Genomic DNA, 11,358 nt, shown 5'->3' with positions numbered 1-11,358 from the left:
CCGCGAGCGACCGGAGGGAGCGAGCGGCGAGGCTGGGGAGGCGTGAGGTGCGGTCGCGGGACGGGATTCAAAGGGGCAGCCGCGAGGACGCCGTAGGCGACGTAAGGACCGCAGGAGCGAGCAACACGAGCGACGAGGACCGCAGCGAGCGTACGGCGTCCTCGCGGCTGGGGCTTTGGAAGTGTTCAGCGTCGATCTACGAGCAGCGGTTTATAAGCAAACGAACGGGCTTCGGCGACAGATACTGTCGCTCCGGCGTCCACGCCCAGAGACCCACCGTTTCGAACTGATTAATCGTCGCCGTCCATGTCGAGCGAGCGCTTCTCGCCCAGCTCCGATTCGAGGCTGCCGCGCTCCCAACTCCTGACCGCGTCGCCCTCGACCTCGGCGCGCAGTTTCTCCTCTAAGAGGTTCACCGCGACGCTGTTGGCGCCCTCCGGGATGATCACGTCGGCGTGTTTCTTCGAGGGCTCGATGAACTGCTCGTGCATGGGCTTCACCGTCGAGAGGTACTGGTCGATGACGCCCTCCAGGTCGCGGCCGCGGTCGATCACGTCCCGGCGGATCCGGCGCAGGATCCGCACGTCGGCGTCGGTCTCGACGAAGAGCCGCAGGTCCATCATGTCGTTTATGTCCTCGTCGTACAGCGCCAGGATGCCCTCCAGCACGATGACGTCGGTGGGTTCGACAGTGATCCGCTCGTCTTTCCGATTGTGAATCTCGAAGTCGTACTGCGGCATCTCGACGGACTGGCCCTCCAGGAGGGCTTCGAGGTGCTCCCTGAGGAGTTCCCACTCGAACGCCGAGGGGTGGTCGTAGTTGACCTCCTTGCGCTCCTCGAACTCGAGGTGCGAGAGGTCCTCGTAGTAGTTGTCCAGCGGGATCCGGGTGACGCTGTCGCCGAGGTCGCGGGTGACGAGCCGGGAGACCGTCGTCTTCCCGGCGCCCGTCCCCCCCGCGATCCCGATCACGAACGAGGGAATGGCCATGTCCCAGTTCGAACGTCGGAGGGTTTGAACGCTCCCTTTCGTCGGCGGGGCGCGCCCGCAGGGCGTCCGGACGCGACTCGCTCCGCCGGATATGCGAACCGATCGCAAGCGTAGGCCGGGCACGGATAAAACGCTACCGGGGGCACCTTTTAGCCGGTCGGAGCGGATCCGAGACGTATGCGAACAGACACCACGGTTCATGACGTGATGCACCGCGAGTTCCTCGGCGTCAGCGAGTCGGACGCGCTGCCGGAGGCGGCCGCGCTCTTGGTCGAAGAGGAGACGAACTGTCTGGTGGTCGTGCGCGGCGGCGAGCCGGTGGGACGGCTGGAGGCCCGCGACGCGCTTGAGGTGCTGCTGGAGGCGGGCGACGGCGGGGAGTCGCCCGAGGGGCCGCCGTCCACGGTCGGCGCGGCCATGAGTCCGCCGCTGCCGACGGTCTCGCCGGACGACTCGCTCGCCGCGCTCGAAGAGCGGCTCGTCGCCGAGGGGACGGACCGAGTCGTCGCCGTCGACGACGGGGAGGCGGTCGGCGTCGTCACGGACGGCGACGCGCTCGCCGCGGGGGCGCCGCGGACGGGCGCCGGCGCCGACGGCTTCGGTGACGAACCCGCGACGGGCGACCCCCACCCGGAGGAGACCGTGCTGTCGACCGCGGCCGCGGCGGACTCCGACGCGGAGCGGAGCGCCGCGGCGACGATGGACCCGGCCACGGCATCGGAGCCCGCCGCGGCCGCCTCGGGAGACGGCCCCTCCGGAAGCGAAGACGACGTCGACCCGGTGACGGGTGCGCCGAGCGAGGGCTCGACGCAAGGGGTCTGCGAGAGCTGCGGCGCGCTCGTCCCCGACCTCGTCACCGCGAACGGGCAGGCCGTCTGCCCGAACTGCCGCGAGGTCTGAGTCGCTGGGCCGCCGTTCGATGCGCCAACGGCGAGGCCGAGTCATCGGCCGGCAGTCTCAACACGTCGCGAGCCGAACGCGAACGTATGGCCGAGACGGACGCCCGGATCGAGCCGGCGACCGCCGACGACGTCGACCCGGTCACCGACATGTGGGTGACGCTCGCCGCGGGGCAGCGCGAGTACGGCGCCACGCTCCGCGGCGAGGCGAACCGCGCGACCGTCCGCGAGTGGGTCGCGCAGTCGGTGGTTACCGGCGACCTGCTGGTCGCTCGCGACCCTGAAGCCGCGGCCGAAGCGGACGCCGGCGATCCGGACCCCGTCGGGTTCGTCGGCTTCTCGCTCGAACGCGGTGACTACGACCGCGACGCCGTCCGCGGAACCGTCAGCAACCTCTTCGTGCGACCGGACCGGCGCGGCGAGGGGGTCGGTGCGGCGCTGCTCGACGCGGCCGAGCGCGCGCTCGTCGAGGCGGGCGCCGAGCGCGTGGCGCTAGAGGCGCTGGCAGACAACGACCGCGCCCGTGCGTTCTACGCGGACCGCGGCTACGGCCTCCACCGCGTGGAATTGACGAAGTCACTGGACCCCCAAGACGAGGACGAGCGCGGCGGCGATCAGGAAAGCCGATGACTCCGGCCGGGTTCGCGGAAAGCGACACGCACTCATAGGAGGACCGAGTACGGCCGCACGCGCCAGGGGAGCATGGGTGGTTCATGCACTCGACTTGTAATCGAGACTTCCGGGGTTCAAATCCCTGCCCTGGCTCTGCTGGACGCCGTCGACTCTCTGAGGAGTCGGGCGGCGACTCCCCGACGCGATCTGGCGCCGAGACGGCGAGGCGTTTTCCCCGCGGCGAGCGCCGATCCGTAGTTATTTGACCGCGGTGCGTCGACTCATTGGTAACCGATGGGTCGATTCGCGCTGTTTCCCGATGTCCACATGCGGAGCGGCCACGCGGCCAAGATCGAGCGGGAGCTACGCGACGCGCTCGAGGCCGTCTCCGCCGACGCGTTCGACCGGATCTTCGTGTTGGGCGACCTGATCGAAGACGACGGCTCGGCCGATGTCGACGAGGCGAACGTCGAACGGGTCCGCGAGATATTCGCGGACGCGCCGGTCCCGGTCACGTATCTGCTGGGGAACCACGACGTCGAGACGCTGACGCGCGCGGAGCTCACGTCGCTGCTCGGCCAGGACCGTTTCCACGGCGTGATCGAGACCGACGACGTGCCGATTGTCTACCTCGACTCGACGAAGGAGGCGACGCCGGGCGCCCGCGGCGAGCTCGGGTCCGACCAGCGCGAGTGGCTGGCGGGCGTCTGCGCGGAGTACGACGACCCGCTCTTCCTGAGCCATCACCCGCTCGGGACCTTCGACATCTCGGACAACGACTGGTTCAGACACTACCCGGAGCGCGCGTTCCTCTCCGACCGAAAGGAGACGCTTCGCGTCATCGAGGGGCTCGGGTCCGGACGCGGCACGATAAGCGGGCACATCCACCAGTCCGGGTTCGCGAACTTCCGCAACATGGCCCACGTCTCGGTCAACGCGTTCAGCAAGGAGGTGCCCGGCAAACCTCTGACCGGGACCTACGCCGACGTGACCGTCGGCGATCGGATCACCGTCGACGTGACCGTCGGGGGCGACACCGTGACGTCGTACACCATCCTCTAGCCGGACGGCGGTTGCGTCGGGCGGTGCTGTGAGGTAGTTTTACTATCCGCGCTGTCGTCGGCCCGGTACGTCGTGTCCGTCGGAACGTGTGCGTACAGCTTCGACCCGGTGGCGTGGGAGGAGGAACACGGTCGTTCGGCCGCGCTCGACGAGAGGTGGTCCTGTCCCCGAGAGGCGGAGGGAGAGACGGACCGCTGTCGGTTCCACCTCTCTCCCGCTCGGCGCGCGGAGCTCGGCATCGACGACGAGTCGGTGTGCGAATCGCTGGTGTCGGAGCTGGCGACCGGCGAGGCGTCGTCGCTCGGGTTCGTCGGGGCCGAGTTCGGAACGATCGACGTCTCACACCGAGTCCTCGACCGGGTGACCAACCACCCGATCGACCTCCGGCACGTCACCGTCTATGGGGAGTTCCTCGCGGAGCAGACCGTCCTCCGACAGCCGCTCCTGATGGACGAGATACGGGTCGAGGGTGCCGCCGACTTCACCGACGCTGAGTTCGGCGAAGACGTGTCGGCGGAGCGGGCGACGTTCCGCGGCGACGCCGTCTTCGACGGGACGGACTTCGAGGACAGCGCGCGGTTCGGCGGCTCGACGTTCGCCCGGCCGGCGAGCTTCGACCGCGTCAGGTTCGGCGACGTGGCCGACTTCTACCGGGCCCGGTTCCGCGCCCCCTGTTCGTTCGAGGAGTCGGCGTGGCGGGGCGCGTGTCTGTTCCAGCGCGCGGCGTTCCGGTCGGACGTGACCTTCACCGCCAGCCGGTTCCACGCGAGGACCGACTTCCGCACCGTCCAGTTCGGCGGGACGAGCCGGTTCAACCGGTGCGAGTTCGAGGACGCCGCGGTGTTCATGAACTGCGCGTTCGCGGCCGAGGCGTTGTTTAAAAAGGCGAGCTTCGCGCAGCCCGCGCACTACCAGAACGCCGACTTCGACTCCGAGGCGTCGTTCACCGAGACCGAGTTCGGCGACAAGGCGAAGTTCCAGTTCGCGACGTTCGACGGCGAGGCGGTGCTGTCGTACATCCGGTTCGGCGGCGCGACGTACTTCAAGGCGGTCGATTTCAACAGCTACGCGTCGTTTTACAAGTCGACGTTCGACCGGCTGGGCGACTTCCGGAATGCCACGTTCGCCGACACGGCGCGGTTCCTGAAGGCCGAGTTCACGGACGAGGCCTTCTTCGGGCGGGCGACGTTCGTCGGCGACGGCGACTTCCGGAGCGCCGCGTTCCGGGGGACGGTCCACTTCGTCGAGACGACGTTCAGATCGAGCGCGACGCTTCGGGAGTCGACGTTCGAGCGGGCGCGGTTCGAGAACGTGCGAACGGCCGGCGGCGACGTCACCATCAACCTGGAGCGCACGACGGTCGACGGCGGCCGGTTCGTCCAGGAGAACGGGGCCGCCGTGTACTACAACCTCCGACGGAGCAGGGTCGGCGACGTGGATATCGAGATGGCCGACTCGGAGGGCGTCTTCGAGCGGTTCCTCTTCTACCGGACCGAGTTCGACGGCTTCGACTTCTCCAACTACCGGTACGTGCTGGCTCCGGAGTGGGTGTTACACACGTTCCGCGGGACGGTCGACGACACGTACAGCCTCGAAGCGGACCGGTTCGCCATCGAGGACGACGCCGACGAGGCGCCCGGCGCGGACGGCGGCGCCGCCGACGAATCGGGCGGGGGTCCGGGAGAGCCGGCCGACGGAGGCGGCGTTCGAAGCCGGCTCGCGGGCTGGCTCGCCGACGGCGAGGCGTCGGACCTCGAAGTGACGTACCTGAAGGCGAAGAACGGGGCCGAGCGCGTCGGCGACAGCCAGTCCGCCTCCCGGTTTTTCATCAAGGAGATGTACTACCGGCGCCGGACGCACGTCGACCGGGCGTTCGCCCACAAGGAGTCGCTTCGCAGCCGGCTCAAACTGCTGTTCTTAGTCGCGGTGAACCTCACGCTCTCGGCCACGTGCGGGTACGGCGAGAAGCCGCGCCGCACCATCGGATTCTCGCTCGTCACCGTCGTCGTCTACGCGGCGCTCTTCGCCGCGGTCGTCACAGACCCGCCGTTCGCGTCGCCGCTCGGATACGGGCTGTTGAGCGTTCAGTCGTTCACGTCGCTGATATTCGGCCCCACGGCGACCGTTCCGAACTTCGCGGGCAGTTTCCTCGCCGCCACCGAAGGATTCGTCGGCGCGTTCATGATCGGCCTGTTCATCTTCGCGCTCACCCGCAGCGTCCACCGGTGACGTTATGCGACGACGGGTCCCACGAGGCGCCATGAGCGAGTCGACGGGCGACGGGGAGTTCCGGCGGACCCTCCCGCTGTTCGACAACCGAGACCGAGACGCCGTCCAGCGGCTGCTCCACCACGCGGTCGAGGACCTCAGGTACGACCACCCGGACCGGAAGGTCGCGAGGGACCTCTACCACGAGATCCGAGAAGGGGACGCGATCCGGCTCCGCGTCGGGCGGGGGATCCGCGACGAGACCCTCGTGATAACGCCGGCCGAACTCGACGCCGACGCCGGGCAGATACTCGACCGGTTCGTCGGGGCCATCCCGTCGGAGTCGGTCGAGTGGCGCCGCGTCGCGACCGAACTCGGGGAGTGGCGGACGGAGCGAGAGCTGTCGGACGACACCGAGATCGCCTTCCAGTACCTCCACTGACACCGGACGCGGCGGTGCGGGTTTTCACGCCCGCCGCCTTCCCGACGGCGCGTCGACCGCTGTCTCGCGTTCGGGATCCGTTTATATACGTCCCGCGCGGATCGCCGCCATGGACTCGTCGGACCGGGCGCTGCTCGGCGTGGCCGGAATCGTCGGCGCGCTCGTGCTGGCGGTAGCGCTCGCCGGCGGCGCCCTCTTCGGCTTCGGCGAGTCGGCCGCGCGGCCGCTCCGCCTCCTCGCGGTCGAACCGCTCACGTGGATCGTGATCGCGGCGCTGCTCGTCGCCGTCGTCGGGAACGCCTACATCGACTGACGGCGCGAACGCTTCACCGGACGACGGTCACCGGCACCGACGATCGCCGGGACACCGTCTCGACGACGAGGAGAGCGGCGTCCTCGGTCGCTCAGCCGTCGGCGTCCCCAGTCGCTCAGCCGTCGGCGTCCTCGATCGCACGGACGAGCGCGTCGAGCGCGCGCTCGGCGGCGCCCCGCTTCACCGCGTCGCGGTCGCCGTCGATGACGGCCCGCTCGGTCCGGACGAACGACTCCCCGGTTCCCCACGGGGCGGCGTGCGCGACGCCGAAGTGGACGAGACCCACCGGCTTCTCGTCGGTGCCGCCCGTCGGGCCGGCGATGCCGGTCGTCGCGACCGCCCAGTCCGCGTTCGCCCGGTCTCGGGCGCCCGCCGCCATCTCGCGGACGACGGGGTCGCTCACGGCGCCGTGGGCGTCGAGCGACTCGCGGGAGACGGCGAGCAGCTCGCGTTTCGCGTCGTAGGTGTACGTCACGAAGCCGCGGTCGAAGTAGGCGCTCGCGCCCGGCACGTCCGTCACCCGCGATCCGACCAGCCCGCCGGTGAGCGACTCCGCGGTCGCGAGCGTCTCGTCGCGGTCGCCGAGGAGCGCGTTCAGTCGCTCGGCGGGGGCCTCGGTCTCGTTCATACCCGCAGTCCGGGCGAGACGCCCCTGAGGTTTACGCCGCGGCGCGGCGAAGGGCGCCCGTGACCGACACCGACTGGGACGAGCGGTTCGCGTCGGGCGAGTACCCGCGCGCGCCGGAGCCGTCCCTCGTGCTTCGCGCCTACGAGCCGTCGCTCCCCGACGGTCGCGCGCTCGACGTGGCTGCGGGGACCGGCCGCAACGCCGTGTTCCTCGCGGACCGCGGACGCGAGGTGGACGCGCTCGACGCGTCGGCGGAGGGGCTCCGCGTCGTCCGCGACCGCGCCGCCGAGCGCGGGATCGGCGAGCGGATCGAGGCGGTCCGCGCCGACGTCTCGACGTACGGCTTCCCGACGGAGGCGTACGACGTGATCACGATGAGCTTCTTCCACGCGCTCGATCGGTTCGCGGACCTCGTCGAGGCGCTCGCGCCGGGCGGCTACCTCTTCGTGGAGGGGCACCTCCGGTCGGCGGACCCGTCGCCGTCGGGACCGAGCGACGACCGATACCGGTTCGCGGCCAACGAGCTGCTCCGCGCCGGACTGGCCTTGAGCGTGCGCTACTACGACGAGACCACGGCGGAGCGCCCGGACGACCGCCGGCGCGCCACCGCGCGGCTGCTCGCGCGGAAGGCGAGCGGCGGCCGGCAGTCGTACCCGACGCGCCCGGACGCGCCGGACAGGTGGCCGGGCGGCGAGAGCGACGCGACCGCCGCGGACGAGCGAGACGCGTGAGCGACGACGGCTCCGCGTCGCCCGCGGCGGTCCTCCGGTCGATCGTAGCGCGCGCAGTCGACTGCGACCCCGCGGGCCTCGGCGATCGGACCGCGATCGTCGAACGCGCGAGCGGCTCGGCGAACGGCGCCGACGAGCCGGAAGGTTCGCCGACGCCCGTGGGCCGACTCGCCGAGCTGATCGGTGGGTCCGACAGCGTCGTCGCGGTCGTGCCGCGGTTCGACGCCGACCTCGCCGGACGACTGAACGCGTCGCTATCGGCGGGAGACGAGGCGCACGAATCCGGCGCCGCCGACGACGCGACCGCGCCGAGCGAGGGCCGCGTCGTGTTCACCGGTTCCGCGGCCGACCGCCTCACCGGAACGACGGGGGCGGTCGTCCGCCGCGCGCTCGCCGACCGCGGCGTCAACGCGTACCGCCACGAGGGCGAGTCCCCGATCGCGGTCGTCCTCGCCGACGACCGCGCGGCCGTCGGGCTGATCGACGGAGCGGGGGTCGCCGCCCTGCTGTGGACGAGGGACGCCGCGGTGCGGGAGTGGGCGGCCGCGACCTGTCGGCGGTATCTCGACGCCGCTGAGCCGGTAGCGGACGGCTGAGGGACCGACGCCGAACGACGCCGCAGTCCCCGGGCCGCTTTTGAGGGCCCCCGACGAAGGGGGTGTATGAAAGCGCTACTGCTGTTGGTGGCCGGACTCGGCGGACTGATCGAGGCCGTCGCGCCGCGCCGCGTCGTCGCGCTCTGGACCCGCGCGCTCTACCGGAACGCCGGCGAGGCGGAGCCGCGCGAGTGGGTGTACGCGGCCGCGAAGGTCGAGGGAACGCTGATTGCGGCCGGCGCGCTCGTGGGGTTGTTCCGGCTCGCGACCGCGGACGGGGATTTCCCGGTCGACGACTCGACGGCGGCGGACGAGCGCGAATCCGACCCGGCGATCGCAGGCGGGCACGGGGACGACCAAGCGGCCGCGGAGTGAGCCGACCGCCCGCCCGAACCGTTTGATAAACGGATCCGAACGTATATTGCGCAGGTCGCGGTATGAGTGCGCATGACGGGGCCTCCAGCGGACCCCAAGTCGGACGACCCGTCGACGGTCCGCGTCCTCCACGTCGACGACGACCCGGCCTTCCTCGATCTGACCGCGACATATCTCGAACGGATCGACGAGACGTTCGAGGTCAGCTCCGAGACGAGCGTCGAGGACGCCCTCGACGCGCTAGAGTCGGCGCCGATCGACTGCGTCGTCTCCGACTACGACATGCCCGAGACCGACGGGTTGGCCTTCCTCCAGCGCGCCCGCGACAACGGCGTCGACACCCCGTTCGTCCTGTTCACCGGGAAGGGGAGCGAGGAGATAGCGAGCGAGGCCATCTCCGTCGGCGCGACCGATTACATCCAGAAGCGCGGGGGAAACGACCAGTACGAGGTGTTGGCCAACCGCGTCCGCAACGCCGTCGACCAACACCGGTCGCGGGCCGCGCTCGCCGCGAGCCAGGAGCGGCTGTCGCGGTTCATCGGCCAGTCACCGCTGGGAACGATCGAGTACGACGACGAGTTCCGGATCGTTCGGGTGAACCCCGCCGCCGAGGAGATCCTCGGCTACGAGGAGTCCGAACTCCTCGGCGGGACGTGGCTCCCGTTCGTTCCCGAGACGGAACGCCGACACGTCGCGGTGCTCGAACGCGACCTGCTCGCGAATAAGGGCGGGTACCAGAGCGTCAACGAGAACGTCCGCAGCGACGGGGAGCGGATCCGTTGCGCGTGGCACAACCAGGTGGTGACCGACGAGGACGGAGCGGTGATCGGCGTCTTCTCACAGTTCGAGGACGTCACCGAGGCGGAGGCCCGGAAGCGCGAGATCGAGCGGACGAACGCCGTCCTGTCGACCGCGCTGGACGCGCTCCCCGTCGGGATGCTCGTCGAGGACGGGGACAGGCGCGTGATACGCGCGAACGAGCGGGTGTACGAGCTGTTCGACATCGACGGCGACCCGGAGGCCGCCGCCGGGCGCGACTGCCGGGAACTCGCCGTCCAACTGAGCAGGCGGTTCGCCGATCCGGAGGGGTTCGTCGACGGGATCGAGCGGATCGTCGACGCCCGGCAGCCGGTCGACGACGAGCGGCTGGCGCTCGCCGACGGAACCGCGCTGATTCGGACGTACCGACCGATCGATCTGCCGGACGGCGGCGGCCACCTCTGGGCCTATCGGCTGGCGAACGGGCCCGACTGAGCCGCGGTTCGTCCCCACCGTCGGGGGGCGGCGTCGCGGGACCGGCTCAGTCGTTCGCGGAGTCCGCCTCCGGGCTGTCGAACGGTCGCTCCGCGTCGGGGCGGTCGCCGGTCAGGAGGACGTGACAGTCGCGGCACCGCGCCTCGTAGGACTCCTCGGCGCCGACGAGTATCGTCGGGTCGTCGACGTGGGCGGGATCCCCCTCGATGAGCCGCTGGTTCCGAGAGGCGGGCTCGCCGCAGACCGAGCAGATGGCCTGGAGCTTGTCGACGTACTCGGCGGTCGCCATGAGCTGCGGGAGCGGCTCGAACGGCTCGCCGCGGAACGTCTGGTCGGTGCCCGAGACGATCACGCGGCTCCCGCGGTCCGCGAGGGCGTTACAGACCTCGACGAGCGCGTCCGAGAAGAAGTTCGCCTCGTCGACCGCGACGACCTCGGCGGGGTCGTCGTCGAGGATGTCGAGCGGCCCGTCCCCCTCGTTGTCGACGACGGTCGCCTCCCACTGCCGGCCCGTGTGGCTCCCGATCGTCGCCTCGCCGTAGCGGTCGTCGATCGCGGGCGTGTAGACGGCGACCGACTGGCCGGCGATCTCGGACCGCCGGAGCCGGCGGAGCAGCTCCTCCGTCTTGCCCGAGAACATCGACCCCGAGATGACCTCGATCCACCCGGATCGAGTGATTGCGTGCATACCCGATCCGGCCGGAGCCAGCGACTAAACCGTTTCTCTCCCGGGACGCGGCCGCCGCGTCGCCGCCGGCGACCGCCGCTCAGATCCCGGTCGCGACCCCGACGATCGCGGCGGCGACGACGACGTACGCCGCCGCGGAGACGGCCCAGTCGCGCCGGACCCGACCGAGCCGCTGACGCGGGAGCCCCGACGCGCGCGGCAGCGGGACGAGCGCGAAGAAGCCGACCATCAGCGCGAGCTGGACGACCCCAGCGACCGCGACGGCCACGAGTGGACCGAGACCGAGCAGCGACCCGGTCGCGGCCGCCAGCCCGACGAACAGCAGGCCGGAGCCGCCGCCGGCGACGTAGTGGACCCACGTCGCCAGCCGCTCGGGCGCGTCGTCGACCGGCGTGTCCGTGAGCACGCCGGCGGCGACCTTCGGGGCCGTCGTCCCCTCGGGGAGCCGAGGCATCACCTGATCCATCGCGAGCGTCGCGACGAGACCGACGATCGGTCCAAGCGCGAGTCCGGCGAGCAACGAGAGCGTCGTCATCGCGCGGTCGTACGCTCGGAAGCCAT

General features: G+C 70.7%; 14 protein-coding genes and 1 tRNA gene. 11 read left to right on the top strand and 4 right to left on the bottom strand.

Annotated elements, in window-relative coordinates; all coding sequences use genetic code 11:
• Positions 1-290 precede the first annotated feature (290 nt).
• The gene (gene udk / locus EXE51_RS09660) at positions 291-989 is read right to left on the bottom strand and encodes a uridine kinase (protein ID WP_086216020.1); all 699 of its coding nucleotides are present in this window, start codon (positions 987-989) and stop codon (positions 291-293) included.
• A 177-nt stretch (positions 990-1,166) separates the two neighbouring features.
• On the opposite strand from udk, the gene EXE51_RS09655 reads away from it, so the two are divergent.
• From EXE51_RS09655 to EXE51_RS09625, 7 genes are all read left to right on the top strand, one after another.
• Positions 1,167-1,889 carry a CBS domain-containing protein gene (locus EXE51_RS09655; protein ID WP_049933099.1) on the top strand — a complete coding sequence of 241 codons (723 nt, stop codon included), beginning with the start codon at positions 1,167-1,169 and terminating at the stop codon, positions 1,887-1,889.
• 86 nt (positions 1,890-1,975) lie between these two features.
• On the top strand, positions 1,976-2,518 hold the full coding sequence (locus EXE51_RS09650; RefSeq protein WP_094519715.1) for a GNAT family N-acetyltransferase: 543 nt from the start codon (positions 1,976-1,978) through the stop codon (positions 2,516-2,518).
• A gap of 61 nt (positions 2,519-2,579) precedes the next feature.
• Positions 2,580-2,653: transfer RNA gene (locus EXE51_RS09645), tRNA-Thr, on the top strand.
• A gap of 141 nt (positions 2,654-2,794) precedes the next feature.
• Positions 2,795-3,562 (top strand): metallophosphoesterase, encoded by a 768-nt coding sequence (locus EXE51_RS09640; RefSeq protein ID WP_094495386.1) that lies wholly within the window; start codon positions 2,795-2,797, stop codon positions 3,560-3,562.
• Positions 3,563-3,634: 72 nt separating this feature from the next.
• Positions 3,635-5,791: a pentapeptide repeat-containing protein gene (locus tag EXE51_RS09635; protein WP_049933102.1), complete on the top strand. Its 2,157-nt coding sequence runs from the start codon at positions 3,635-3,637 to the stop codon at positions 5,789-5,791.
• A gap of 31 nt (positions 5,792-5,822) precedes the next feature.
• A complete protein-coding gene (locus EXE51_RS09630; protein WP_049933103.1) occupies positions 5,823-6,212 on the top strand; it encodes a hypothetical protein in 390 nt (129 codons plus the stop codon).
• Between the two features lie 109 nt (positions 6,213-6,321).
• Positions 6,322-6,525 (top strand): hypothetical protein, encoded by a 204-nt coding sequence (locus EXE51_RS09625; RefSeq protein ID WP_086216023.1) that lies wholly within the window; start codon positions 6,322-6,324, stop codon positions 6,523-6,525.
• Positions 6,526-6,640: 115 nt separating this feature from the next.
• Here the strand turns inward: EXE51_RS09625 and EXE51_RS09620 are convergent, their stop codons facing one another.
• A complete protein-coding gene (locus tag EXE51_RS09620; RefSeq protein WP_137692588.1) occupies positions 6,641-7,153 on the bottom strand; it encodes a CinA family protein in 513 nt (170 codons plus the stop codon).
• Between the two features lie 59 nt (positions 7,154-7,212).
• Here EXE51_RS09620 and EXE51_RS09615 point away from each other — a divergent pair, with 59 nt between their 5' ends.
• The 4 genes from EXE51_RS09615 (at position 7,213) to EXE51_RS09600 (ending at position 10,109) form a co-directional block, all read left to right on the top strand.
• Complete coding sequence (locus EXE51_RS09615; protein WP_137692587.1) at positions 7,213-7,884, top strand: bifunctional 2-polyprenyl-6-hydroxyphenol methylase/3-demethylubiquinol 3-O-methyltransferase UbiG; 672 nt, start codon at positions 7,213-7,215, stop codon at positions 7,882-7,884.
• Positions 7,881-8,480, top strand: coding sequence for a hypothetical protein (locus EXE51_RS09610; protein ID WP_137692586.1), 600 nt, complete (start codon positions 7,881-7,883; stop codon positions 8,478-8,480). Before EXE51_RS09615 ends, EXE51_RS09610 begins: the two co-directional genes overlap by 4 nt.
• A gap of 66 nt (positions 8,481-8,546) precedes the next feature.
• Positions 8,547-8,855: a hypothetical protein gene (locus EXE51_RS09605; protein WP_094583443.1), complete on the top strand. Its 309-nt coding sequence runs from the start codon at positions 8,547-8,549 to the stop codon at positions 8,853-8,855.
• 72 nt (positions 8,856-8,927) lie between these two features.
• On the top strand, positions 8,928-10,109 hold the full coding sequence (locus EXE51_RS09600; protein WP_137690983.1) for a PAS domain S-box protein: 1,182 nt from the start codon (positions 8,928-8,930) through the stop codon (positions 10,107-10,109).
• Between the two features lie 46 nt (positions 10,110-10,155).
• Here EXE51_RS09600 and EXE51_RS09595 read toward each other — a convergent pair whose 3' ends face one another.
• Positions 10,156-10,797: a thymidine kinase gene (locus EXE51_RS09595; RefSeq protein ID WP_137692585.1), complete on the bottom strand. Its 642-nt coding sequence runs from the start codon at positions 10,795-10,797 to the stop codon at positions 10,156-10,158.
• Between the two features lie 79 nt (positions 10,798-10,876).
• On the bottom strand, positions 10,877-11,332 hold the full coding sequence (locus tag EXE51_RS09590; RefSeq protein WP_086216028.1) for a hypothetical protein: 456 nt from the start codon (positions 11,330-11,332) through the stop codon (positions 10,877-10,879).
• Positions 11,333-11,358 lie beyond the last annotated feature (26 nt).

Origin of the sequence: Halorubrum sp. CGM5_25_10-8B, assembly GCF_005435095.1 — an archaeon.
In the GTDB taxonomy this organism is placed as follows: domain Archaea; phylum Halobacteriota; class Halobacteria; order Halobacteriales; family Haloferacaceae; genus Halorubrum; species Halorubrum ezzemoulense.
Note: the sequence above shows the minus strand (reverse complement) of the source record. Positions and strands in the feature narration are given on the sequence as shown.

Excerpts from the sequence above, each read along its gene's own strand:
- EXE51_RS09600 (WP_137690983.1), top strand. The coding sequence starts at position 8,928 with ATGACGGGGCCTCCAGCGGACCCCAAGTCGGACGACCCGTCGACGGTC.
- EXE51_RS09605 (WP_094583443.1), top strand. The coding sequence starts at position 8,547 with ATGAAAGCGCTACTGCTGTTGGTGGCCGGACTCGGCGGACTGATCGAG.
- EXE51_RS09620 (WP_137692588.1), bottom strand. The coding sequence starts at position 7,153 with ATGAACGAGACCGAGGCCCCCGCCGAGCGACTGAACGCGCTCCTCGGC.
- EXE51_RS09590 (WP_086216028.1), bottom strand. The coding sequence starts at position 11,332 with ATGACGACGCTCTCGTTGCTCGCCGGACTCGCGCTTGGACCGATCGTC.
- udk (WP_086216020.1), bottom strand. The coding sequence starts at position 989 with ATGGCCATTCCCTCGTTCGTGATCGGGATCGCGGGGGGGACGGGCGCC.
- EXE51_RS09595 (WP_137692585.1), bottom strand. The coding sequence starts at position 10,797 with ATGCACGCAATCACTCGATCCGGGTGGATCGAGGTCATCTCGGGGTCG.
- EXE51_RS09655 (WP_049933099.1), top strand. The coding sequence starts at position 1,167 with ATGCGAACAGACACCACGGTTCATGACGTGATGCACCGCGAGTTCCTC.
- EXE51_RS09630 (WP_049933103.1), top strand. The coding sequence starts at position 5,823 with ATGAGCGAGTCGACGGGCGACGGGGAGTTCCGGCGGACCCTCCCGCTG.
- EXE51_RS09640 (WP_094495386.1), top strand. The coding sequence starts at position 2,795 with ATGGGTCGATTCGCGCTGTTTCCCGATGTCCACATGCGGAGCGGCCAC.
- EXE51_RS09650 (WP_094519715.1), top strand. The coding sequence starts at position 1,976 with ATGGCCGAGACGGACGCCCGGATCGAGCCGGCGACCGCCGACGACGTC.
- EXE51_RS09625 (WP_086216023.1), top strand. The coding sequence starts at position 6,322 with ATGGACTCGTCGGACCGGGCGCTGCTCGGCGTGGCCGGAATCGTCGGC.